General features: G+C 54.7%; 20 protein-coding genes and 4 pseudogenes. 15 read left to right on the plus strand and 9 right to left on the minus strand.

The features are described from left to right. Nucleotides 1–35: 35 nt before the first annotated feature. Entirely contained in the window at nt 36–2,195 is a 2,160-nt protein-coding gene (pta, locus tag H6973_02135) for a phosphate acetyltransferase (GenBank protein ID MCP5124465.1), read from the plus strand. 10 nt (nt 2,196–2,205) lie between these two features. Here pta and H6973_02140 read toward each other — a convergent pair whose 3' ends face one another. Beyond that, the gene (locus H6973_02140) at nt 2,206–2,778 is read right to left on the minus strand and encodes a methyltransferase domain-containing protein (GenBank protein MCP5124466.1); all 573 of its coding nucleotides are present in this window, start codon (nt 2,776–2,778) and stop codon (nt 2,206–2,208) included. Nucleotides 2,779–3,213: 435 nt separating this feature from the next. On the opposite strand from H6973_02140, the gene H6973_02145 reads away from it, so the two are divergent. The 6 genes from H6973_02145 (at nt 3,214) to H6973_02170 (ending at nt 7,334) form a co-directional block, all read left to right on the plus strand. Then, nucleotides 3,214–4,002: a GAF domain-containing protein gene (locus H6973_02145; protein MCP5124467.1), complete on the plus strand. Its 789-nt coding sequence runs from the start codon at nt 3,214–3,216 to the stop codon at nt 4,000–4,002. A gap of 5 nt (nt 4,003–4,007) precedes the next feature. Next, entirely contained in the window at nt 4,008–5,090 is a 1,083-nt protein-coding gene (locus H6973_02150; protein MCP5124468.1) for an efflux RND transporter periplasmic adaptor subunit, read from the plus strand. A gap of 233 nt (nt 5,091–5,323) precedes the next feature. After that, nucleotides 5,324–5,584, plus strand: coding sequence for an efflux RND transporter permease subunit (locus H6973_02155; GenBank protein MCP5124469.1), 261 nt, complete (start codon nt 5,324–5,326; stop codon nt 5,582–5,584). 16 nt (nt 5,585–5,600) lie between these two features. After that, nucleotides 5,601–5,738 (plus strand): hypothetical protein, encoded by a 138-nt coding sequence (locus H6973_02160; GenBank protein MCP5124470.1) that lies wholly within the window; start codon nt 5,601–5,603, stop codon nt 5,736–5,738. A 5-nt stretch (nt 5,739–5,743) separates the two neighbouring features. After that, entirely contained in the window at nt 5,744–6,514 is a 771-nt protein-coding gene (locus tag H6973_02165; GenBank protein MCP5124471.1) for an efflux RND transporter permease subunit, read from the plus strand. A gap of 64 nt (nt 6,515–6,578) precedes the next feature. Beyond that, nucleotides 6,579–7,334 (plus strand): PEP-CTERM/exosortase system-associated acyltransferase, encoded by a 756-nt coding sequence (locus H6973_02170; GenBank protein ID MCP5124472.1) that lies wholly within the window; start codon nt 6,579–6,581, stop codon nt 7,332–7,334. Nucleotides 7,335–7,623: 289 nt separating this feature from the next. On the opposite strand, the pseudogene H6973_02175 reads toward H6973_02170, so the two are convergent. Both H6973_02175 and H6973_02180 read right to left on the minus strand, forming a co-directional pair. After that, a pseudogene (locus H6973_02175) lies at nt 7,624–8,798 on the minus strand (IS630 family transposase). Between the two features lie 70 nt (nt 8,799–8,868). After that, nucleotides 8,869–10,043, minus strand: a pseudogene (locus tag H6973_02180) (IS630 family transposase). A gap of 484 nt (nt 10,044–10,527) precedes the next feature. Here H6973_02180 and larE point away from each other — a divergent pair. The 7 genes and pseudogenes from larE (at nt 10,528) to H6973_02215 (ending at nt 16,319) form a co-directional block, all read left to right on the plus strand. Next, nucleotides 10,528–11,286: an ATP-dependent sacrificial sulfur transferase LarE gene (larE, locus tag H6973_02185; protein ID MCP5124473.1), complete on the plus strand. Its 759-nt coding sequence runs from the start codon at nt 10,528–10,530 to the stop codon at nt 11,284–11,286. A 6-nt stretch (nt 11,287–11,292) separates the two neighbouring features. Then, complete coding sequence (larB, locus tag H6973_02190) at nt 11,293–12,039, plus strand: nickel pincer cofactor biosynthesis protein LarB (protein MCP5124474.1); 747 nt, start codon at nt 11,293–11,295, stop codon at nt 12,037–12,039. A gap of 155 nt (nt 12,040–12,194) precedes the next feature. After that, a pseudogene (locus H6973_02195) lies at nt 12,195–13,122 on the plus strand (IS1595 family transposase). Between the two features lie 223 nt (nt 13,123–13,345). Then, on the plus strand, nt 13,346–14,404 hold the full coding sequence (locus tag H6973_02200; GenBank protein ID MCP5124475.1) for an IS110 family transposase: 1,059 nt from the start codon (nt 13,346–13,348) through the stop codon (nt 14,402–14,404). Nucleotides 14,405–14,861: 457 nt separating this feature from the next. Then, nucleotides 14,862–15,551 (plus strand): IS630 family transposase, encoded by a 690-nt coding sequence (locus tag H6973_02205; protein MCP5124476.1) that lies wholly within the window; start codon nt 14,862–14,864, stop codon nt 15,549–15,551. Then, entirely contained in the window at nt 15,552–15,917 is a 366-nt protein-coding gene (locus H6973_02210) for a transposase (GenBank protein MCP5124477.1), read from the plus strand. A gap of 90 nt (nt 15,918–16,007) precedes the next feature. After that, the gene (locus H6973_02215; protein ID MCP5124478.1) at nt 16,008–16,319 is read left to right on the plus strand and encodes a transposase; all 312 of its coding nucleotides are present in this window, start codon (nt 16,008–16,010) and stop codon (nt 16,317–16,319) included. Here H6973_02215 and H6973_02220 read toward each other — a convergent pair. From H6973_02220 to H6973_02245, 6 genes and pseudogenes are all read right to left on the minus strand, one after another. Further along, nucleotides 16,293–16,805 carry an IS630 family transposase gene (locus H6973_02220; protein ID MCP5124479.1) on the minus strand — a complete coding sequence of 171 codons (513 nt, stop codon included), beginning with the start codon at nt 16,803–16,805 and terminating at the stop codon, nt 16,293–16,295. The two genes, H6973_02215 and H6973_02220, sit on opposite strands and share 27 nt — an antisense overlap. A gap of 10 nt (nt 16,806–16,815) precedes the next feature. Next, nucleotides 16,816–17,163 (minus strand): hypothetical protein, encoded by a 348-nt coding sequence (locus H6973_02225; protein ID MCP5124480.1) that lies wholly within the window; start codon nt 17,161–17,163, stop codon nt 16,816–16,818. 507 nt (nt 17,164–17,670) lie between these two features. Further along, a complete protein-coding gene (locus H6973_02230) occupies nt 17,671–18,978 on the minus strand; it encodes a transposase (protein ID MCP5124481.1) in 1,308 nt (435 codons plus the stop codon). A gap of 25 nt (nt 18,979–19,003) precedes the next feature. Then, a pseudogene (locus H6973_02235) lies at nt 19,004–19,932 on the minus strand (IS1595 family transposase). A gap of 161 nt (nt 19,933–20,093) precedes the next feature. Continuing rightward, nucleotides 20,094–20,546: an IS3 family transposase gene (locus H6973_02240; protein ID MCP5124482.1), complete on the minus strand. Its 453-nt coding sequence runs from the start codon at nt 20,544–20,546 to the stop codon at nt 20,094–20,096. 11 nt (nt 20,547–20,557) lie between these two features. Beyond that, nucleotides 20,558–20,839 carry a hypothetical protein gene (locus H6973_02245; protein MCP5124483.1) on the minus strand — a complete coding sequence of 94 codons (282 nt, stop codon included), beginning with the start codon at nt 20,837–20,839 and terminating at the stop codon, nt 20,558–20,560. Between the two features lie 358 nt (nt 20,840–21,197). On the opposite strand from H6973_02245, the gene polA reads away from it, so the two are divergent. Continuing rightward, entirely contained in the window at nt 21,198–23,918 is a 2,721-nt protein-coding gene (gene polA, locus H6973_02250; GenBank protein MCP5124484.1) for a DNA polymerase I, read from the plus strand. Nucleotides 23,919–23,964 lie beyond the last annotated feature (46 nt).

A 23,964-nucleotide genomic window follows, 5' to 3' on the forward strand; every position in this document is an offset into this window, starting at 1 on the left:
CACTGCAACATTGCTTACCTCAAGAAGGAACGGCCATGACTACCGCCATCTTTGTCGTCCCTACCGAGCAACGGGTTGGCCTGACCACCGTTGCGCTCGGCCTGGTTCACGCCCTGGATCGCCAGGGCATTCCCGTCGGCTTTTGCAAACCTATCAGCCAGCCCCACGCGACCGATACCGGTCCGGAACGCTCGACCCGTCTGGCGCGCACCGTTACCAGCCTGGTTCCGCCGGAACCGATCCCTATTGCCGAAGCCGAAAACTTGCTGGGGCACGACCAGGAAAACGTGCTGCTGGAAGAAGTCATTACCCGCTACGAGCAGGCGGCGCAGAATGCCAATGTCGTGATCGTCGAGGGTCTGGTCGATACTGAGGAGCAACCCTACAGTACTCACCTGAACGCCAAGATGGCGCTCAGTCTCGGCGCGCATATCATCATTGTCGCCGCGCCGGGTCACGATACGCCGCGCCAAGTCGCCGATACCGTGGAAGTGGTCGCCCAAGCCTATGGCGGCATTCGTCATGAACGGATGCTCGGCTGCATCCTCAATCTGCTGGACGCGCCGGTGGACCCCTCCGGGCATATCCGCTTCGATTTCAGTCGCGCTGCGGATAACCATGATCCCAGCCGCGAGGCCGAATTTCGCGCTGAATGCGCCCGGCGCTGGCCGGAAACTTTCAAGCTGCTGGGCTGCATTCCCTGGCAACGCGACTTGATCGCCCCCCGGGTGCAAGACATCATGCACATGATCAGCGCCCAGGTCCTCAACGAAGGACATTTGAACCGGCGCGTGACCCATGTCGCCCTCGGCGCGCCGACTCTGGTCAATGCCTGTCAGGAACTGCGGGCCGGCGCCATGGTGATCGTTCCCGGCGATCGCGACGATCTGTTGCTGGCCATCTGCATGGCGGCGATGAGCGGCACCCAGGTCGCGGCAGTGCTGCTCACCGGCGGTCTCAAGCCGGATCCCCGCGTCTGGAAACTGTGTGGACCGGCGCTCGACACCGGCCTGCCGGTGCTAACCGTGTCCTACACCGCGCTGCAGGCAGTGCTCTATCTGCCTTACCTTAACCTGGAAGTGCCGCTGGATGACCGCACCCGCATGTCACAGGCGGTGGAAGCGGTCGCCTCGCATATTACGCTGGACTGGAAGGAGCCATTGTTGACCACCATCGAGGAGCGCCGGCTGAGTCCACCAGCCTTCCGGCACATGCTGGCGGAGCGCGCACGCCGGGCTAACAAACGCATTGTTCTGCCTGAAGGCAACGAACCACGCACCATCGAAGCAGCGATTATCTGCCACCAGCGCGGTATTGCTCGTTGCGTACTCATGGGCGATGCCGGACGCATGCATCGGCTCTCCGCCCGTCGCGGCATGAGTATTCCACCGGACATTGAGATCATCGATCCGACCCATATTGAGCAACGCTACATTGACGCCATGGTGGAATTGCGCGCGCATAAGAGTCTAAATGCGGGGTTGGCTGAAGAGCAATTACACGATCCCGTGGTGCTCGGCACGATGATGTTGCAACTGGGCGAGGTAGACGGACTGGTCTCCGGCGCAGTGCATACCACCGCCAACACCATCCGCCCAGCTTTGCAACTGATCCGGACCGCGCCCGACGTCAAGCTGGTGTCGTCAATCTTCTTCATGTGCCTACCGGAACAAGTGCTGGTTTACGGCGATTGCGCCATCAACATCAACCCGAACGCCGAAGAACTGGCTGACATCGCCATTCAGAGCGCCGATTCCGCCCAAGCCTTCGGCATCACCCCGCGCGTGGCGATGTTGAGCTACAGCACCGGCGCGTCCGGCAGCGGCAGTGACGTAGAAAAGGTCAAGGAAGCGACGCGCATTGCCCGGGAGCGGCGGCCGGATTTACTGATCGATGGCCCTCTGCAATATGACGCCGCCACCATCAAGGCGGTCGCGGAAAGCAAGGCCCCGGACAGTCAGGTCGCAGGCCGGGCCACGGTGTTCATTTTCCCGGATTTGAATACGGGCAACACAACGTACAAAGCGGTTCAGCGCAGCGCCGACGTGATCAGCATTGGCCCAATGTTGCAGGGGATGCGCAAACCAGTCAATGATTTGTCACGGGGGGCGCTGGTGGAGGATATTGTTTTCACTATTGCCCTGACCGCGATTCAGGCCGAACAGGCCGCGGTGCGGGAGCGGGGCGCGCGCTGAATTAGCCGATTTATTCTCGTTCAAACACTTCCACCCGCGCAGGCGGCAGGTTGCCCCAAACAATTCGGCTGGACCGCCGGCGGAAATGCGGCAGCAGGCGCAGAGGAACGCCGCGTAAATCGTAGGTGTACTGGATCAGGAGGCCGCCGGGGGGCAACAGCGTTTCAAACTGCTCGGCGATAGCGCGAGTGGTCGTAGGATGCAGGGAGCGCAACGGCAAGCTGGACACGATGCTCCCAACGCCGCGCGACCGGTCATCATCAAGAAGTGCGGTCAGTTGCGCGGCGTCGCCCTGAATGATGCGTAATTGGGGAAAACGCTGACGCAGATGGTGGGCCAAGGTCGGCGAGCGCTCAATAACCACCAGCTTCCACGGCGGCAAGCCATGCTTGAGCAGCGCCGCGGTGACTGCGCCGGTGCCGCCGCCCAGCTCCAGCACCAGTCCATCCCGATCCAGAGGGACATGAGAGGCCATGCGACTGGCCAGCAAAGGCGCGCTGGGACAAGCTGCGCCCATGGCGCGTGGATTCGCCCAGATTTCCCGTGTGAACAGCGCCAGCGAAGCCGCGCCCGGATTTTGCATCAGAACCTTCACGAGACGTTTCATATCCTACCCAATTCAAAAGATCCAAAAGTGCGGTGCTCGCGAAGGCGCCCAAGCGCATCGCCCACGACCGGACATACCCATCAAGCGCAAGAATAATCCTGGAAGCTACACAGCCATCCAATGACCACAAGTCTAACCTTTAGTTCACTTGTGGCGTCTGCCTTGATTCGGGCAAGGCGCTGCTCAATCGCTCTCAGGCTCACCACCTATCAGTTCCTCATCGCGAACAGATCGATAGCTTGCAGCTCGTAACTCGTAGCCTGGATTCCGCTACGCTTCATCCAGGCTACAACATCTAACAACAGCCTGTGATGCGGAACTGATAGGTGGTAAGCGCTCTCAGGATACCCCTTCACGCGGAACCCATGTATCCTTAATGTAGAAATAATGCTGTGCAATGAGACAGGCACGATGCGAACCGAGAAATCCCGTGATGAAGGCAATCCAACCTTGAACCCACTCGGCGACTTGCATGAGTTAGCCGTGTTTTTGAACACCGAGGATGATCTCGAATCTCGGTTGGATGAGCTGGCCCGACTGGCGGCGCGGGCGACGTCCGCCGCGAGTTGCTCCATCATGTTGCTGGCGGACGATGAAAGCGAGACACCCTATCTCAAACTCTGGGCCTGTACGGAAAAGTTGCCAGCCGAGGCATGGACCGGCAAGCTGGATAATGTGGAATCCATCGCCAGCCGGGTTCTGGAGCGGAGCGAGCCTGTTCTCATTCCCGATATTCAGACGTCCGAATTCGCCGCGCTCGCCCGGCGCCGCGTCAATCTGGGCTTCAGCTTTATCAGCACCCCGATTCAAACTGGCCAACAGACTGTGGGCGTCATGAATTTATCCGGACGTCCGGATGCCGCGGTTTTCGGCGACGCCGATTTGATTCTGGCTAACATCGTCGCGGCACTGATTGGACGTTCCGTGCAGGTCGAATGGCTGCGCAAACTGGTGCGTTCGCGCCTTGCCCAGATGGCGGTCGCTCGTCAGGGCGAGCAGGCGGCACTACGGTTAACCGACGGCGGCGTACCGCCATCGCGCCTGGCGAAGATGCTGGCCAAGTCCTTTTATAAAGACATGGCGGCGGCGGGTTTCAGTTCGGGGCAAATCATCGAGGCGGCCTCGGAAATTATTGGGCAGATTTCCGGCGACCTGTCGCGGCATAAGAAACGCCTGGAACGCGAGGGTGGAGAGGATTGAGAGTGATGAAAAATCCATTAGCAATCATGTTCGTCATTGCCGCGTCAACGATGTTGGCCGCCTGCTTGCCCAAACCTGCGGAAACGCCGCCGGCGGTTCGGCCAGTGAAATCCATGGTGGTGGCTGCGGAACCGATCGATCGAGTTTCGCAATACGCTGGTGAGGTGCAGGCCCGCCATGAAATCACCCTGGCGTTCCGGGTCGGCGGCAAGGTCATTGAGCGTCCGGCGGAAATCGGGCAACAGGTTGAACCTGGGGATGTGCTAATGCAACTGGACGCCGGCGATCTGGCGCTGAATGAGGAAGCGTTGCGCGCGCAACTGATCGCTGCCCAAGCTGATCGTAACCAGGCGCACGCCAAATACGATCGGGCTAAAGCGCTGTTAGGCCGTAACTTAATCAGCCGTAACGATTACGATACCCTCAAGGGCGCTTACGAAACCGCCGAGGCCCGGGTGCAACAAGCGGAATCGCAGCTTTCGGGCGGCGCCCGGCAAACCGGTTACACGCAGTTGCAAAGCGACCAGGCCGGGGTGATTACCGCGGTTCAGGCCGAGGTTGGACAGGTCGTCACTGCGGGCCAGCCCGTACTCAACCTGGCGCTGCCTGGCGAGAAAGAGGTTGAGATCAGCGTGCCAGAGAATCGCTACGATGAGCTGCGGGTCGGAGATAAAGTGCAAATCAGCCTGTGGTCGGCGCCGGGCCAGACTTATCAGGGACAGGTGCGGGAAATCGCGCCGCTGGCCGATCCGCTGACCCGCACCTATGCGGCTAAGGTGACTTTCGTGGATGCGGACAGTGCGGTGAAGCTGGGCATGACCGCCTCGGTGCGGGCCAGTCGCCGTCTGGCCTTGCCGGCCATCCGCCTGCCGCTGACGGCGCTGATCGAGCAGGACGGTCAACCGGCGGTGTGGGTGGTGGATCCCCAGAGCCTGAAAGTTTTTCGGCGCCGGATTGAATTGGGTCCCTTCTATGAAAACCAGGTGACCATTGCTCGGGGTTTGGCGCCTGGCGAGCGGGTGGTCACCGCAGGGACGCATAAACTCTACCCGGAGCAGCAGGTGCGCTTGCTGGACGGGACGTTGTGAAAGGCGGTCAAACATTTCCCGGAACAATGTCCATTTACCGTGGAGCAAATTATGGATAACTACTGGCCGGATTAAATGAAATATATCGGGAAAGCGAAAGACCGGCAGACTATACTTTAGTCGCCGATCGCTTTAATGCTCCTTGCTTCCCAATACACTGAACTATCAACTTTCCGTGCGAAACGTGGCCAGTTGTTGAACCGGTAATTTTCTCAGGATCATCGAACCTCATCATGAAAGGCCCCAACCTGTCTGCCTGGGTGATTGGTTATCCCGCGTTGATTCGCTATCTGGTCGGCTTGTTGCTGCTAAGCGGCGCGTATGCCTATTTCGCGCTCGGGCAGATGGAGGATCCCGAATTCACCCTCAGGGGCATGGTCATCACGGTTTACTGGCCCGGCGCGACCGCCCGGGAAGGAGCAACAGGTCACCGACAAGCTGGAGGAAAAATTGCAACAAGCCCCTTGGCTGGACTACATCCGCAGTTACTCTAAACCCGGAGAAGCTGTCGTGTTTATTATTGTCCAGGAATCCGCACCCGCCCAGGAAGCGCCGGGTATCTGGTATCAGGTGCGCAAGAAAGTGGGCGATATGCATCATGAATTGCCCGCCGGAGCGCAAGGCTTGATTAGCCTCTTTCATGGCTAACAAGCATGTTACAGGTTGACCAGGATAAAGCGCGGGTGATGGGGATCGACGCGCAGAATTTTGCGCGCAATCTAAATGCCGTCCTGGATGACTTGCCTATCACTCAATACCGGGAAGGCGACCACACCATTGATGTCTTGTTGCGCACCCGCCAGGACGAACCTGACAATCTGCAGAGTTTTAAGGATCTGTATATCTATACTAATCATCAACGCTTTGTGCCTTTGGGACAAATTGCCTATATGGAGAAAACTTTCGAGGAAGGCATTATTTGGCGCCGCAACCGGTTCCCGGCGACCACGGTGCGCGCAGACATTCCCGATGGCGTTCAATCCCTTGACGTGACAGCTCAGCTTGATCGCGCTTTGGATGCTTTGCGCGCCCGGTCGCCTGATGGTTACCGGATCGAAATCGGCGGTACCCAGGCAGCCAGCGCCAATTCCCAGGGTTCAATTTTCGCGGTCATGCCTTGGATGTTGGCCGCTATCTCCACGCTGCTGATGTTCCAGTTGCAGAGTTTCCAACGCACCCTGATGGTTCTGCTAACTGCGCCGCTGGGCATTATTGGTGTCACACTGTTTCTACTGATCTTTCAACAACCCATGCTGACAGCGCTAACAGCAATTTTGGCCCTGATTCCGTTGACGCAAAGCACCTTCTGGGCGCCGATGGCGGTGGCGATCATGGGTGGATTGTTGGTAGCGACGATTCTGGACCGGTTGGCGCTGCCAGCCATGTATGCGGCCTGGTTTAAGGTGCGGCCACCAGGGTCTTAATTACGTTGGCAGCGAGTTTAGTCCAGCCCGAATCCAGGGCAGAACATCTATTCAAGGTGATTACATGACGACTCTGTCTTTGGATAGCTATTTCCAGAGTTACTTTGACGTACTCTTTGCCAATACGCCGGAATTGCTGGAGCAGGCTCATCGAATTCGCTATGACGTGTATTGTCGCGAGTTTCACTATGAGCGGGAAGAAGACTGTCCGGGCGGTATAGAGCGGGATGAGTATGATAAACATTCTTTACATGTTCTAGTTGCGCATAAGACAACGAAGGTCGGCGCAGGATGTGTGCGGATGGTGCAGCCTCCGGCGGATGATCCGGACTTTTTGCTGCCGATGGAGTTGCATTGCGGCCATACCTTGAATCATCCCGAACGCCATCCTCAGCGCATTCCGCGCCACAGTCTCGCCGAAATTTCCCGGTTGGCGGTGCATACTTCATTCCGCCGGCGTTTGGGCGAATCCGAATCACCATTTGGCGCTCTGAGCTATGAACTGGATCAACAGGAGCGCCGCTCCTTTCCCATGGTCAGCCTGGCGTTATTTGCCGGGGCCACAGCGTTGCTGGCGCTGGCACAACGCCCCCATATGTTCGTGATGATGGAGCCACGCCTGGCGCGGCGGCTGCAGGGTTTGGGCTTCCCTTTTGTGCAGGTCGGAGAACGCATGGATTACCATGGCGTGCGGGCGGCCTATCATGTAACAATTGATGAATGCCTGGAATCCTGGGGAGATACCATGCTGCAAATGTATCATTTAATTCACACTGCTTTGCGGGAACGCGCAGCCCGGCAGGGTTTGCCGTTTGCCTAGTCCAAGTTCGGCTGGAGCTGCTTGCCTCAAAGGCTCTTTGATTTGGATAAATGACTAAATAAAGTCTATATTCAGTCTTGTGAGTCCAATGATTCTGCGGGTTCCATCCCGGATGAGCTGGAGAACCTAGGCTTAAGTCAATACCGACAAATTCTTTCAGGAATGAATAAGATCATCTACGAAGTACGGATGGAGACGATCTACATCCATATTATTTGTGATGCCCGCAGAGATATGAAATCACTTCTCACGAAACGATTATTCAGGCCACATTGATAAGGAACAAGGTCTAGTGGGCTGACACAGAAGTTTTGACAGGTTCAGAGGTTTCTAGGTCCACCGGGGTTTCAGAAGATTTCAAGGGAGGATAGAGGCGCTTGAGTTTGACCCGGGCCAAGTCGGTGCCGAACTGCCAGTGGATTTTGGTCTGACGTAGGTTGCGTGGGCCTTGCCAAGCGGCGATTTCCTTCCGCAAAGTTTCGAGGTTCGCAATGCGGCGATTCAAACACTGGCCGGCGAGAACAGCGAACTCACATTCCGCCATATTGAGCCAACTGCCATGCTTGGGGGTGTAATGAAATTCGAGCTTGCGGGTGATCCGGCGGGCTTCCTCTGGAGAAAAGACACTATACAAGGCCGCAGGAGTGTGGGTATTGAGGTTATCCACGACCAACCGGATTCGCTCCGCCTTCGGAAAGTACACATCAACGAGTTGCTGCATTTGCTGGGCAAAATCGCGTTTGGTGCGCTGTTTCGTGACATTAACATGACGCCACCCGCGCAAGGGTTGTACGAATAGAAATAAATTGGCGGTGCCTTCGCGTTTGTATTCACAGTCATAGCGCGCCGGTTGACCCGGGCGGGCGGGTTGAGGACAGCGGGTTTCGCTGGTCAATTGCACCGGACTTTCATCGAAGCACACTTGGGGGTATTGAGGATCATCGGGTTCGGCGTACAGGTCCAACACATCCTCCATATGCCAAACATAATCGGGACTGACACTGGGAATACACCATTCTTGACGTTGCCAGGGTTTGAGGTCGTTTTTTTAAGGATGCGCCGCACACTCTCACGGGAAATGGCTTCGATGGGCCGGAGTTCCATGAAGCGGTCCGCTAACAATTGGAGAGTCCACTGACAACGGCCAGCGGGCGGGGTACTACAGGCCAAGGCGACCAGAAAGGCGGCCTGTTTGCCGGTCAAGGCCGGGGGCAAACCGACTCGTGGCCGCTCGCTTAACGCCGCCAGCAACCCTTCGTCGACAAACCGTTGACGGGTACGATGAACGGTCGAAATCCCCAAGTGAAGGCTTTGGGCAATGGCCTCATCCGTCGCCCCTTCCGCAGCCTGCAGCAACACATGGGCACGGGCAACCTTGCGCGCCGCTGCCTTGCCTTTATGAATGACCTTCAGCAGGTCTTCCCGCTCCTCTTCAGTTAGATCAACCAGATACTTGTGGGCCATGGTGATTCCTCCTGTTGATCTCAACCATAGGGCACCCACCGCTACCTGTCAAAACTTCTGTGTCAGCCCACTAGTGGGCTGACACAGAAGTTTTGACAGGTTCAGAGGTTTCTAGGTCCACCGGGGTTTCAGAAGATTTCAAGGGAGGATAGAGGCGCTTGAGTTTGACCCGGGCCAAGTCGGTGCCGAACTGCCAGTGGATTTTGGTCTGACGTAGGTTGCGTGGGCCTTGCCAAGCGGCGATTTCCTTCCGCAAAGTTTCGAGGTTCGCAATGCGGCGATTCAAACACTGGCCGGCGAGAACAGCGAACTCACATTCCGCCATATTGAGCCAACTGCCATGCTTGGGGGTGTAATGAAATTCGAGCTTGCGGGTGATCCGGCGGGCTTCCTCTGGAGAAAAGACACTATACAAGGCCGCAGGAGTGTGGGTATTGAGGTTATCCACGACCAACCGGATTCGCTCCGCCTTCGGAAAGTACACATCAACGAGTTGCTGCATTTGCTGGGCAAAATCGCGTTTGGTGCGCTGTTTCGTGACATTAACATGACGCCACCCGCGCAAGGGTTGTACGAATAGAAATAAATTGGCGGTGCCTTCGCGTTTGTATTCACAGTCATAGCGCGCCGGTTGACCCGGGCGGGCGGGTTGAGGACAGCGGGTTTCGCTGGTCAATTGCACCGGACTTTCATCGAAGCACACTTGGGGGTATTGAGGATCATCGGGTTCGGCGTACAGGTCCAACACATCCTCCATATGCCAAACATAATCGGGACTGACACTGGGAATACACCATTCTTGACGTTGCCAGGGTTTGAGGTCGTTTTTTTAAGGATGCGCCGCACACTCTCACGGGAAATGGCTTCGATGGGCCGGAGTTCCATGAAGCGGTCCGCTAACAATTGGAGAGTCCACTGACAACGGCCAGCGGGCGGGGTACTACAGGCCAAGGCGACCAGAAAGGCGGCCTGTTTGCCGGTCAAGGCCGGGGGCAAACCGACTCGTGGCCGCTCGCTTAACGCCGCCAGCAACCCTTCGTCGACAAACCGTTGACGGGTACGATGAACGGTCGAAATCCCCAAGTGAAGGCTTTGGGCAATGGCCTCATCCGTCGCCCCTTCCGCAGCCTGCAGCAACACATGGGCACGGGCAACCTTGCGCGCCGCTGCCTTGCCTTTATGAATGACCTTCAGCAGGTCTTCCCGCTCCTCTTCAGTTAGATCAACCAGATACTTGTGGGCCATGGTGATTCCTCCTGTTGATCTCAACCATAGGGCACCCACCGCTACCTGTCAAAACTTCTGTGTCAGCCCACTAGGGCCATCGCGCTATTTAAGGGCCGCACGACATTGTGCGCTGCCGGAGGCTATTGCGCGCCGGACCATGGTGACGCAGGGCATTCAAAGAATCAGCGCCAGGTTTTCCCCAGAGTGGTCGCGTCGCGTCCGACGCGCATCTTCGCCAAATTGGACATTCAGATGATTTTCAATGCCCAATGCCCGCGGACAGTCACCATGAACCATTTCGATCATTGAATGAACGATCCAACAGCAAGCTGTGGGCTATTAGCCCGGCGTATGCAACATGGGGCCAGTTTTCTGTTTTAATGTTACCCGGATTTGAAGCCACTATAGCCTTCTTGTGGAGCGAACTACCGCCGTGACGACCGAAACGACCTCTGCTTTGGCTGAAGCTGGCTATCGACATCTACTAGACCTCTTACGCGGCATGGAGTCGATCGCCGTGGCCTGCTCTGGAGGACTGGACAGCAGTCTGCTGTTGGCGGCGGCGCACCAGGCGTTAGGTGAACGAGTGCTGGCGTTGACTGTGCAGACGCCTTACATGACTTCCCACGAAATCAGCGAGGCCCGGACCTTGGCCGCCAAGTTGGGAGTGCGTCATCAAGTGCTGGAATGGCCGATTCCGGAAGAAATTTCCCATAATCCCCCGGATCGCTGTTACCGTTGCAAGCGGACGCTGTTTGCCGAGTTGCAAACCATCGCTGCTGCTGAAGACTATGTCTGGTTAGCCGATGGAACGAATCGCGACGATCTCGACGACTACCGTCCAGGTATGCGCGCTCTGCGGGAATTAGGCATTCGCAGCCCCTTGTTGGAAGCCGGGTTGGGCAAGGCTGAGATCCGCCGGTATGCCCAGGCCCTGAATCTGGCGGTTTGGAACAAGCCCGCAGGAGCCTGCCTGCTAACCCGTCTGCCGCATGGGGCCGAGGCGCGTCCCGAATTGCTGCGCCGGGTGGAAGCCGCGGAACAGGCGCTGCTTGACCTTGGGTTCAGTGCAGTGCGGGTGCGGTGCCATGACGATCTGGCGCGTATTGAAGTGCATCGTGCCGAACATGCCCGGTTGCTTGAGGAGACGATCAGCGCCCAGGTGGTTGCAGCGTTGACCGCTTGCGGTTTCCAGCATATCACCCTGGATTTGCAGGGCTACCGGATGGGCAGTTTCAATATCACGCCAACGGCGGAGTGAAGCGCCATGAACGAAGCCACGTTACGAACCCTTCTGGAACAGGTGCGTTCCGGCGACCTGGCGGTTGAACAGGCGGTGGAACGATTGCGCGATCTACCCTTCCGCGATCTGGGCGAGGCGGTGCTGGACAACCATCGGGAATTACGACGCGGCCAGCCCGAAGTCATCTATTGCGCGGGCAAGACCATTGCTCAGGTTCAGGCGATCATCGCCGCCTTGCTGGAAGGCGAAAGTGACATTCTGGCCACGCGCGTCCCACTGGCAATGGCGCAAGCCATCATGGCGGATTATCCCCAGACTCGTCACAATCCCCTGGCCCGCACCCTGGTCATCCAGCGGCGTGAACGGACCTTGACCGAGACGACCATCGCCATTGTCACCGCCGGCACCTCCGATCAGGCGGCTGCTGAGGAGGCTGCGGAAACAGCGCTGTTGTTCGGCAATCGCGTGGCGCGGATCAATGACGTGGGCGTGGCCGGTTTGCATCGGTTGCTGGCCCGGATGGAAATCATTCGTAGCGCGCGAGTGATCATCGTCGTGGCCGGGATGGAAGGCGCATTGGCCAGCGTCGTTGCCGGCTTGACCGCACGCCCGGTCATCGCTGTCCCGACCAGCGTGGGCTATGGCGCGAATTTCAGCGGATTATCGGCGCTGTTGGGCATGTTGACCTCCTGTGCCGGCGGTGTCGGCGTGGTCAACATCGACAACGGCTTTGGCGCGGCTTGTCTGGCCAGCATGATCAATCAGTTATGAACAATGGTGGTGACCTGCGGTATACCCATCTACGCCTCTTGTATTTTAAATATGGCTCAATATGGATTCCAGGCTGTTGAAGATGGCTCGCCCTGCCAAGGGACAGGAGCTACACTGAAGAGGTTTTGAACCGCCGCGCTCCAGGTTTCCCGTCGATGATCAACCTTCAGAATCTACTGGACGATGTCCGGTGTTACGAAACGGTCCGCCAACTGCGCTGGCCCGATGGGGTTCACTGCCCCCATTGTGGGGCGGCGAACGTGACGAAGCAGGGTCACGACACGACCCAACCGGCGCGACAGAAATATCGGTGTGCCGGGTGCCATCGCTCTTTTGACGATCTAACCGGGACGGTGTTGGCCGGCCACCACCCGCCGTTACGAATTTGGATATTATGTTTATATTTTATGGGTTTGAACTTGTCTAATGCCCAGATTGCCCAAGAGTTGGCGTTGAATCCGGAGACGTGCAGCGGATGACCGAGCAACTGCGCCAAGGTATCGTCGCCCGCCAACCCGAACCCACCTTGGCGGGGGAAGTGGAATGCGACGAGGTCTATATGGTGGCCGGGCATAAAGGGCATCCGGACGCGGTGAAAAAAAAGGCCGCCGCGGGCGGCGTCGCCGGCTGAAGGGGGCACGGGGTCGAGGCACCCTGGAGCAGGAAAAGCCGCCGATTCTCGGCATGATTGAGCGCGGCGGCGCGGTGGTCGTCCGGATGCTGGATAATGTCCAGCAAGCGACCATCCAACCGCTCCTTCAGACTTTCATCGCCCCGGGAACCCGGGTGTATACCGATGAATATGCAATCTATAACCCATTGAAGGATTGGGGCTTTGATCATCATACGGTGTGTCACAGCCGGGGTGAATACGCCCGCGACGACGATGGCGATGGCTTCCATGAGATTCATGTTAATACCGCTGAGGGTTTCTGGTCCCTGTTGCGTTCCTGGTTGCGACCCCATCGAGGAATTTCGCAAGAAAAGCTGCCGCTCTACCTGGGCTTCTTTCAGTTCGTGCATAACGTCCGCATTCGGGGCAAAGGCTTGCTCAGACCTCTCTTGGAACTGCTGGTCGCCTAACAACGCCAACTGACTGGAATCCATATTGAGCCTTAAATATATTATTTTTCAAATTTTTTCTTCTTGAGGATTTGTTCTCTCCATTTTTTGCCTATTCGACTATGAAACTCCTCCCTCTCAGAGACTAATGGAATGGTCCGCCCCGCTCCTCCAACGAGCCCAAAGCGGGCAAGATAGTGAATGCTGACTCACATCATATTAACCGAGATAACGGAGCGGACCCATGAAAGAGTATACCAATGAGCGCGTCATTAAGGTTGTCGGCATTGATCTGGCCAAGCGGAGTTTTCACGTTTACGGCGTGGACGAGAACGGTCAACGGGTGATCCGCAGGACCTTCAACCGGGTACGTCTGAGTGAATTCATGGCGAATCTGCCCGCCTGTACGGTGGCCATGGAAGCCTGTGGCAGTGCGCACTATTGGGCGCGGCAGTTCCGGGAGGACGGCCATGAGGTACGGTTGATCGCGCCCCAGTTCGTGAAGCCCTTTGTGAAATCCAATAAAAACGACGCCGTCGATGCCGAGGCGATTTGCGAAGCGGCCCAGCGGCCCAGGATGCGGTTGGTGGCGATCAAGAGCGTGGAACAGCAAGATATCCAGGCGATTCACCGGATGCGCAGTTTGGGGGTGGAACGCCGCACCGCCCAGGTCAATCAGATTCGCGGTTTTTTGTTGGAATACGGCATTGAAATCCCGCAGGGGCGTGTGGCGGTGAACCAGCGCCTGCCGGAGATTCTTGAGGATCCAGAGAACGGCCTCAGCGAGCGCTTCCGGGCTGAGCTACGCGAGTTGGCTGACGAACTCCGTCACTTGGATGAACGGGTTGCTCATTATGACGCCCAGATTGAGACCCTGGCGGAAAGCCATCCGCAGGCGCAAGCGTTGATGACGATCCCCGGTCTGGGCGCCAAGGGCGCGACCGCGTTGGTAGCGGCCGTCGGCGAGGATCCCCGACTCTTTAAGAACGGGCGGGGTTTGGCGGCTTGGCTGGGCCTGGTGCCGCGCCAGCACTCCACCGGTGGACGGGACCGCTTACTGGGTATCAGTAAACGGGGGGATGTCTACCTGCGGCAGTTGCTGATTCATGGCGCCCGCGCCGTGTTGCGCTGGGTCGAGCGCAAGGACGATCCGACGAGCCGCTGGGCCCGGGGACTGAAAGGCCGTCGCCATGCCAACGTGGCGGCCGTCGCGTTGGCCAACAAGATCGCCCGGATCGCCTATGCGGTGATGACGACCGGCCAGCCCTATGATGCGGCCAAAGGCGCTCTGGCTCCGGTTTGAGTCTTTCTACGCTTCATCCGCGACCCGGTCGCTACGACCACCCCAGTACCTCCCACCATAAGTTGCGAAGAGTGAATCTCACGGTGATGGCATGAAAGACCAGTTCTGCATTTCCGAAAACCTGATTCGTACAAAAGCCGGCTCTGCCGAGACTGCGAGACTGATAAGGACGGAGATGCGCGCGAATTCCATCAGGGCACGAGGGCAGGCGAGCGCCTCAACACGATGCCGGATATATGGCCGCAACTTTTCCTTCAGCCAAACGGCGATTTCCTCTTGCATCGCGGGGCGGACCATATATGTACTAAAAATAACATATTTATTTTATTATTGTTTTTTTGATATAGGCTTGCCAACGATTATCCCTACATTATCAACGAACTGAGCGTTAATCAAATTGTCTAATAACTATAGAAGACCTCTTTAGAGACTCTAAATTTATAGAGGAGGTGCGGCAATGAACGCGGAATGGATGTTTGATGCACGTAAAATACCGGATGAAGTGATGAATTACATCCGGCGTATTGCGGTTCGCGCGGTCGAAGAGAAGCATTATGGTCCGGAGCTTGTTGCTGATTTTTTGGGTATCGACCGAACGAGTATTTATGATTGGCTTCGCAACTATCGTTATGAAGGAGAAGAAGCCCTGGATACCCGGAAAGCGCTCGGCGCCACGTGTGTGATGACTCCGGATATTGATCGATGGTTAAAAGAAACGATACTCAATACGACGCCGGCGGATCATGGCTATGATACGGTTTTATGGACTTTAGAGATCATGGTTAATTTATTGAAAGAGTACTTTGGTTTATGGGTATCGGATGCCACGGTTCGTCTGCATTTACATCAATTAGGACTGAGTTGTCAAAAACCTTGTTATCATGCCTTAAACCAGGATCAGGAGGAAGTTAAAAAGTTTATTAATGAAGAATTTAAAGAGATTCAGAAGCGGGCTCAAGAACTTGGAGCGGATATTGCGTTTCAGGATGAGTCATGGGTTCAAGGCCATACGCGTTCTGGACGGACGTGGGGCTTAGTCGGTCATCCGCCTGAAATTAAAGTGAGTGATGACCGGGGTGGGTTTCACATTTTATCGATGGTTACGGCGACGGGCGAGTTAATATTTGAAGTGACCACTCAAAAATGAGTGAGTGGGGTTTTCATTGCCTTTTTAGAGAAGGCATTAGAGGGTCGAGAGCGCCCATTAATTGTCATCACGGACAATGCGTCTTATCATACCTCGAAAGAAGTCAAAGCCTTTCTTGAGACGCATCGAAAACAAATCCGCTTGTTCTTTCTTCCCCCCCACTCGCCAGAGTTAAATCCGGATGAACAGGTTTGGAATGAGATCAAAAATGATCATCTGGAAAAGGAGCCAATTAAAAACCGGGCTGATTTCAGAGCGCGCGTTTATTCTGCTTTGGAAAAGCTAAAAGAATTTCAGGAAAGGGTCAAATCATTTTTTAGGCTCCCTGATACTCAATACGCTAATCCTGAAAAAGCTCCAGCATGATTTTTGTGGGGATAACTATTAGCAAGACAATAGAATTACCCAAAAAAGCCCAAATTATTTTAGTTTCGAAATTTTTGTTCGAGGTGCGCGATGTCTTGGCCGAAGGAAAAACCGTTTAATCGCTATCCCAGTGATCTCACCGATGCGGAATGGGAGAGGGTTCAACCCCTTTTGGAAGAACGCGAGCCAAATACGCGAGGACATCCCCGAGAAGTGGATCTCCGCGAGATTTTAAATGCAATTTTTTACATCAATAAAACGGGTTGTCAGTGGCGATATCTTCCCAAAGATTTTCCGGCGTATACCACCGTCAGCACTTATTATCATCAATGGATCAATAACGGTGTTTTCGAGAAAATTATAGTCAAACAGTTTTTAGATAGTTTGAAAAACCGCTGTTAGTGCATCAAAAAGAGTTTGACAATTTGGAAGAATTTTTTTCAACTTCCCCTTAAGAATAGCCCAGTAGTTTTCAATAGGATTTAAATCAGGTGAATAAGGAGGTAAGAATAACAACTGATGTCCATTTTCTTCAATAATGCTTCTTGTTTCTTCCGATTTATGAAAGCTTGCATTATCCATAACAATAATACAATTTTTTGGGAGTACGGGGATTAAGCACTTCTCAAGCCAAGTATTAAATATCTCCGTATCCGTATAAGATGCATAGGCCAGCGGAGCAATAATTTCATTATTGATGAGACCACCAATCAAATTAAGTTTTTCAGTGGGTTTGCTTTTCCTCTCACCGATAATGATTTCGCCCCTTGGGCTCCAACCCCATTCATTTCTGATATTGTCATGAAATCCAGATTCATCAACATAAACAACATCACGAGACCCATCTTCACGCGACGCATTTTGCTCTAATTGTTGAGTAAACTCCATTCTTTGCTGTTCATCTCTTCCGTCGTACAGAAATGTTTTTTTTATAAGTAATCTTTAGCGCCTTTAATCTTGATTGAACAGATGAAGGTTTAACAGAAAAATGTTCCGCGATTTTCTTTATAGTCACAGAAGGATTGTTTCTAATGTAATCAATTAAATCAGAGTCACGAAACTTTCTTGCACGAAATTTCGTTCTTTTCTTTGGTTTAACATCACCTGTTTGCAAATACTGACGAATCCAACGATTCAGGGTGTCCATCCCGATTTTGAATAAGGTAATTATGTCAATTTTCGACGTACCATTCAAATAATTCTGTATCACTCTTGTTCTTAAATCTTCACTATATGGCTTGGACATTGAGATACTCCTTAGTTTGTCTAGTTTCTCTATTATATAATAACTAACAAAAAACTGTTTGACTATATAACCACAAACGTTTCCATCAATCATTGGACTACCGGACACCCGCTCAGGTGTATCTGGGATCGTTGCAGGACAATGGTGACAGGATACGTGTTTATCAACCCGCCTCTCTCTTAATTTCATAGAATTTTGGTCTTGACAAGGGGGAGTATCTTAGATTTCACACTGCCGTGACTCCAGAATCCGATCAACGGCCTCGATGCAAAAGTCCGCATCCAGGGTGGTGCTGATCGCCCAACCCAACACATAGCGGCTGTACAGCAATTCCCGTTCTCTCTGTTTAGACCTTTTTCGAATAGATCAATTCTAGTGATTATAGAATACAAGAAAAGAAAGAAAAAATATCCCCTAAGCGTTCAAAGACGCTTAATAGCTTATATATTAAAGAGACCCTGATAACCAGACTAAGAAAATAGAACATGCCCACAGTCTAACCAGACGCTAAGAGGTATTCGGCTGTAGGAATCCACCATAATGTCCATAGATAATCGCACGCCAGAGTGATTCCCAAGTATCAATAAAGAATTCGGTAAAAAGTCCTTTTATTTTGATCCATAACGCGGTGCGTGAATGAAAACGCTGGCGAGCAGCCTGGAAAAAGGCACAGCCATATTCCTGGACTTGATCAATAAGAAAAGCCAGCATCATCAACATCGCAAAAACGGTCGCTAAATACTGTTCCCCATGTCCATCGTTGTGTTCAAATTCGTAGTCTTGATTTTTCAGGGTATTGAAGACTTGATTTTCAATGTGCCAGCGGCTGCGCCCTCCTTTCATCACAAGATGGACATTTTTTGCCGTGAGTGTGATGTCCGTCACCCATGAAAAGTTGAATTCCTGACCGTCGCGAATTTCCCAATAATCGAGAAAATTGACCATTAAATCGGGATGTGATTTGTTCAAAGGAATGCCATTGATCCACCGATAGCCTCGGAGAATTTTGTCGTCTCCTAAGACCTCAAATTCTTCATATTGACCCGTGTAAATACGATGTTTAACCTCAGCAAAGAGAGCGTCCTGACCTCCCAGTTTTACCGAAATAATATAACCAATATTTAGTTCTTTCAGTAACTTGATGTGCGGACCGTTCGCGAATAGACTATCTTCCACCACGCGCAAAGGCCAATGAGGAAAGGTTTCACGAAGCGCTTTTAATAGGCGTTTGCCCGCATTCGCTTCACAATCGTTTTTGGTTTCACCATCTTGATGTGTAATGGCTTCGGGAAAAAAAGGGATGACTTGTTTCTGGTTAGGATGAACGATCACCGCGCCTAATAATTGATGATAATAACTCACTTCACCCTTGCGATGCTGACGGGTACAGCAGTGCGGGCAATGAACATTTGATGAAGCGAATTCCCCGGTACCATCAATACTGATTAAAAAATGTCCTAAATAACGAAAATTTTCCAAAAGACCTTGATCATAAAGTCCTTGGTTAATTTGAATAAAGGGGGCGCGAAGTTCGAGGGGATCCACGCGATCCAGCACCGACCGCATCTGGGTATCGCAGGGCGCTTGTTCAACGCCATATAATGATTTTAAATTTGCGCGAATTCGTGCTTCATTGCGGTGTTCATCAAATTTTAACAAGGAAGGATATTTTAAGCTGAAGACCGCTAAACCCGACATTAAGACATCGGTTAATGAATATTGTTGGCCATAACGACGGGGGTCAGGGATGTTTTCAAAGGCCCGCCGCGCCTGATTCAGGAGCGCTGGCGCTGACACCGTTTGATTTAGGCTCAATATGGATTCCAGTCAGTTGGCGTTGTTAGGCGACCAGCAGTTCCAAGAGAGGTCTGAGCAAGCCTTTGCCCCGAATGCGGACGTTATGCACGAACTGAAAGAAGCCCAGGTAGAGCGGCAGCTTTTCTTGCGAAATTCCTCGATGGGGTCGCAACCAGGAACGCAACAGGGACCAGAAACCCTCAGCAGTATTGACATGAATCTCATGGAAGCCATCGCCATCGTCGTCGCGGGCGTATTCACCCCGGCTGTGACACACCGTATGATGATCAAAGCCCCAATCCTTCAATGGGTTATAGATTGCATATTCATCGGTATACACCCGGGTTCCCGGGGCGATGAAAGTCTGAAGGAGCGGTTGGATGGTCGCTTGCTGGACATTATCCAGCATCCGGACGACCACCGCGCCGCCGCGCTCAATCATGCCGAGAATCGGCGGCTTTTCCTGCTCCAGGGTGCCTCGACCCCGTGCCCCCTTCAGCCGGCGACGCCGCCCGCGGCGGCCTTTTTTTTCACCGCGTCCGGATGCCCTTTATGCCCGGCCACCATATAGACCTCGTCGCATTCCACTTCCCCCGCCAAGGTGGGTTCGGGTTGGCGGGCGACGATACCTTGGCGCAGTTGCTCGGTCATCCGCTGCACGTCGTCCGGATTCAACGCCAACTCTTGGGCAATCTGGGCATTAGATAAGTTCAAACCCATAAAATATAAACATAATATCCAAATTCGTAACGGCGGGTGGTGGCCGGCCAACACCGTCCCGGTTAGATCGTCAAAAGAGCGATGGCACCCGGCACACCGATATTTCTGTCGCGCCGGTTGGGTCGTGTCGTGACCCTGCTTCGTCACGTTCGCCGCCCCACAATGGGGGCAGTGAACCCCATCGGGCCAGCGCAGTTGGCGGACCGTTTCGTAACACCGGACATCGTCCAGTAGATTCTGAAGGTTGATCATCGACGGGAAACCTGGAGCGCGGCGGTTCAAAACCTCTTCAGTGTAGCTCCTGTCCCTTGGCAGGGCGAGCCATCTTCAACAGCCTGGAATCCATATTGAGCCAAAAACAAAAATTGAGGCGAAAAATCACTTTTCATAATACACTGATTATATAGAAATTTTCAAGAGACCGGGAATTGCTGGCGGCTGTACCAATCCATGACCGCCATCAGGTAAACAAAGCCGGAGGCCAGTCGGACATAGGTAATATCCGTACTCCATACTTGGTCACAGCGCTCAATGGACAGGCCCCGCAACCGGTAGGGATAGATGGGATTCTCCACGTTCGGTTGACTGGTATTGGGTTTCTGGTACACCGCGTCCAGTCCCATGATGCGCAACAACCGTCGAACCCGCTTGACGTTGACGAGATGTCCGAGACTGCGCAAGTAAGCAACCATGCGCAGAACACCGTAGTAGGGCGTTCGCGTATACTGCTCATCCAGGAGGCGCATCAGGTTCAGGTTTTCCGCGCGCTCACCGACGGGCTGATAGTACAAGCTGGAACGATTCAGGCCCAGTAGTTCGCATTGTTTCCGGAGACTGAAGGTGGAGTTGTGGGGTTCAATCAGCATCTTCCTGACCTCTAATGCAGGGCTGAGGACTTTTTTTTCAGCCAGTCCCGCTCGGCAATCAGTTGTCCAATCTGCCGGTGCAATTCATCGATTTGCCCCTGTTGCGTCTCCTGTACCCGCGCTGGTTTACCCGAGAACGCTTCTGGAATCGCCGCCAGGGCCTGTTTCTTCCAGGCGTTGATCTGAGTGGCGTGAATACCATACTCTGCCGTCAGCTGATTGCTGGTTTTCTGTTGACGAATCGCCTCCAAGGCCCCTTTGGTCTTGAACTCAACCGTATGCCTTTTGCGCACTCCTGCCATATTTCACCTTGCCTTTCGCTGTTGCCTTCTCTCTTAGAGCCTGGTCTAAAATATGGGGAGCATCATAAAGATGCGGAGTGAATGTTTGATTTTTTGATTTTCCAATATTAGACCTGCACTCGTCGATTTTTGTGCAAGCGCCCTCCCAGCGCGAAATATCCTGGTAAAAAAAAGCCCATTTAGGGCGGGCGGGTGAATTGATCGAATGGGTTATCGCTACTGCAAGGTTATTTAACGTGCCGACAGCTACGGCTATTCGTATCCTGGCGCACCCGAAAAACCAGCCGCATGCAGTTCGACCCGCTATCCCTTCCTGCTCTGAAGTGCGGGGTTTCTCGCGGAGAATCTGATGACAATAACCAAACCCCTGCTCTTGGTGGATGGCTCCTCCTGGCTACACCGGGCGTTCAATGCCCTGCCGCCGTTGAGCAACCGAGCCGGTGAACCGACCGGCGCGTTGTACGGAATGCTGAACATGCTGCACAAGCTGCTGGCCGACTATCAGCCAGACTATCTGGTGGTGGTGTTCGACGCGCCCGGCAAGACGTTTCGCCATGAGTGGTTTCCCGATTACAAAGCGAACCGGCCGCCGCTCGATCCCCAATTGGCGCAACAGATCGAACCGGTGCATGCCTGCGTTCGCGCCCTGGGTCTGCCGTTGCTGCAAGTGGCGGGCGTAGAGGCGGACGATGTAATCGGTACATTGACCATTCAGGCCACGGCGCGCGGTCTGCCGGTGCTGATCGTCAGCAGCGATAAGGATCTGGCGCAACTGGTGAGCGACCGGGTTCAACTGCTGGACACCATGAAAAATACCGTCACTGATGTTGCCGGCGTCGAAACGAAATTCGGGGTGCCCCCGAGCTTGATTGTGGACTGGCTGGCGCTGGTTGGCGATACGTCCGACAACATCCCCGGCGTACCGGGCGTGGGCAAGGTCACCGCCGCCAAGTGGCTACGGCAATATGGCTCGCTGGATCAATTAATCGCCAATGCTGCTACCGTTTCCGGCAAGATCGGTGACAAACTACGCGCCGGTCTGGAACAGTTGCCGCTCTCCCGTCGCCTGGCGACCCTGGATTGCCAAGTGGCGTTGCCGGTCACGCTCAATGATCTCTGCCCGGCGTCACCCAATACCGCCGCTTTGCGCGCACTGTACGAACGCTACGAGCTTCGCTCCCTGTCGCGGGAGTTGCCAACAGAGAACGATGCTCCCTCTCCCCCAACCCCTCGCCCGCCAGCGGACGAGGGGAGCGAACAGTCACCACCGACTTATTCCCTGATCCTCGATCCAACCGTGCTCGACGCCTGGCTGAAGCGGTTACAAAACGCTGAATTGTTCGCTTTCGACACCGAGACCACCAGTCTGAATTACCTGGACGCTCGCATCGTCGGCGTGTCCTTCGCAGTGGTTCCCGGCGAAGCGGCCTATGTTCCGCTGGCTCACGACTACCCTGGTGCACCCGACCAGTTGAACCGGGAACAGGTGCTCGAACAATTCCGACCCCTCCTGGAAAATCCCGACCGGGCCAAAGTTGGGCAGCATCTCAAGTACGACCGGCACGTTCTCGCCAACCACGGCATTGCCTTGCGCGGCATCCGCCATGACACCCTGCTGGAATCCTACGTGCTGGATTCCACCGCCCGTCATGATCTCGATTCCCTGGCGGAACGGCATTTGAATCTGCGCACCATCCACTATGAAGACGTTGCGGGTAAAGGCGCAAAGCAGTTGACGTTTAATGAAGTGCCGCTGGAGCAGGCCGGTCCTTACGCCGCCGAGGATGCGGATGTCGCCCTGCGCCTGCACCATTGCCTGTGGCCGCGCCTGGAGCAGGAGCCGGGGTTGCGGCGACTCTACGAAAACCTGGAAATCCCGTTGATCGAGGTGTTAGGCGACATAGAGCGGACCGGGGTTAAAGTGGATGCGGCGGCCCTGCGTCAGCAAAGCGGCGAATTGGCCCACCGGTTAAGAGAACTGGAACAGCAAGCTTGGGATCTGGCCGGCGAACGCTTCAACCTCGGTTCACCCAAACAGTTACAGCGCATTCTGTTTGAGCGACTCAAACTCCCAACCGGCAAAAAAACCCCGACGGGTCAGATTTCCACCGCCGAGGATGTGTTGCAGGAACTGGCGCTGGAGTATCCCTTGCCCAAGGTGATTTTGGAACACCGGACGCTCAGCAAGCTGAAATCGACCTATACCGACCGCTTACCCGAGCAGATTCACCGCATGACCAGCCGGGTGCATACTTCGTATCATCAAGCCGTTGCAAGCACTGGCCGGCTGTCGTCCTCCGATCCCAATTTGCAGAACATTCCAACCCGCACTCTGGAAGGGCGGCGCATTCGCCAGGCGTTTGTGCCAGAACCGGGTTGGGTGATGCTGGCGGCGGATTATTCGCAAATCGAGCTGCGGATCATGGCCCATCTGTCCGGGGACGAGGGTTTACTGCACGCTTTCGCCGCCGGCGCTGACATTCATCGGGCTACCGCCGCCGAGGTGTTCGGAACTACGCCGGAACAGGTGAGCGCCGAACAGCGCCGCAGCGCCAAGGCCATCAATTTTGGCCTGATCTACGGCATGTCGGCCTTCGGACTGGCCCGGCAACTGGGAATCGAGCGCGAGGCCGCTCAGGATTACGTGGCGCGCTATTTCGCCCGTTATCCCGGCGTCAAGGCGTACATGGAGAACACTCGCCGCCAGGCTGCGGAAACGGGTTACGTGGAAACGGTGTTTGGCCGGCGGTTGTATCTGTCCGAGATTCGCGCGCGTAATGGCCAGCGTCGGCAGGCCGCCGAACGGGCTGCGATTAACGCGCCGATGCAGGGCACCGCCGCCGATATTATCAAGCGGGCGATGCTGGCCGTGCATTGCTGGTTGCAAGAGTCAAATATTGAGGCGCGCATGATCATGCAGGTGCATGACGAGCTGGTTTTTGAAGTCGTCGAGGGCGTGGTCGATGCGGCGAGCGCGCAAATTCGCGCGTTGATGGCCGCCGCAGCTGACTTGAAAGTGCCCCTGGAAGTGGACATCGGAACCGGCATGAACTGGGATGAGGCGCATTGACGTAGATGCAAACCAAGCATATGCTTGGCCTATGCTCTTCACCGGA

Source organism: Gammaproteobacteria bacterium, assembly GCA_024235095.1.
Classification (GTDB): Bacteria; Pseudomonadota; Gammaproteobacteria; order Competibacterales; family Competibacteraceae; genus UBA2383.

Bases quoted from the DNA above. Each gene is read 5' to 3' on its own strand.
- pta (MCP5124465.1), top strand. From the start codon at position 36: ATGACTACCGCCATCTTTGTCGTCCCTACCGAGCAACGGGTTGGCCTG.
- H6973_02140 (MCP5124466.1), bottom strand. From the start codon at position 2,778: ATGCAAAATCCGGGCGCGGCTTCGCTGGCGCTGTTCACACGGGAAATC.
- H6973_02145 (MCP5124467.1), top strand. From the start codon at position 3,214: ATGCGAACCGAGAAATCCCGTGATGAAGGCAATCCAACCTTGAACCCA.
- H6973_02150 (MCP5124468.1), top strand. From the start codon at position 4,008: ATGAAAAATCCATTAGCAATCATGTTCGTCATTGCCGCGTCAACGATG.
- H6973_02155 (MCP5124469.1), top strand. From the start codon at position 5,324: ATGAAAGGCCCCAACCTGTCTGCCTGGGTGATTGGTTATCCCGCGTTG.
- H6973_02165 (MCP5124471.1), top strand. From the start codon at position 5,744: ATGTTACAGGTTGACCAGGATAAAGCGCGGGTGATGGGGATCGACGCG.
- H6973_02170 (MCP5124472.1), top strand. From the start codon at position 6,579: ATGACGACTCTGTCTTTGGATAGCTATTTCCAGAGTTACTTTGACGTA.
- larE (MCP5124473.1), top strand. From the start codon at position 10,528: ATGGAGTCGATCGCCGTGGCCTGCTCTGGAGGACTGGACAGCAGTCTG.
- larB (MCP5124474.1), top strand. From the start codon at position 11,293: ATGAACGAAGCCACGTTACGAACCCTTCTGGAACAGGTGCGTTCCGGC.
- H6973_02200 (MCP5124475.1), top strand. From the start codon at position 13,346: ATGAAAGAGTATACCAATGAGCGCGTCATTAAGGTTGTCGGCATTGAT.
- H6973_02205 (MCP5124476.1), top strand. From the start codon at position 14,862: ATGAACGCGGAATGGATGTTTGATGCACGTAAAATACCGGATGAAGTG.
- H6973_02215 (MCP5124478.1), top strand. From the start codon at position 16,008: ATGTCTTGGCCGAAGGAAAAACCGTTTAATCGCTATCCCAGTGATCTC.
- H6973_02220 (MCP5124479.1), bottom strand. From the start codon at position 16,805: ATGGAGTTTACTCAACAATTAGAGCAAAATGCGTCGCGTGAAGATGGG.
- H6973_02225 (MCP5124480.1), bottom strand. From the start codon at position 17,163: ATGTCCAAGCCATATAGTGAAGATTTAAGAACAAGAGTGATACAGAAT.
- H6973_02240 (MCP5124482.1), bottom strand. From the start codon at position 20,546: ATGCTGATTGAACCCCACAACTCCACCTTCAGTCTCCGGAAACAATGC.
- polA (MCP5124484.1), top strand. From the start codon at position 21,198: ATGACAATAACCAAACCCCTGCTCTTGGTGGATGGCTCCTCCTGGCTA.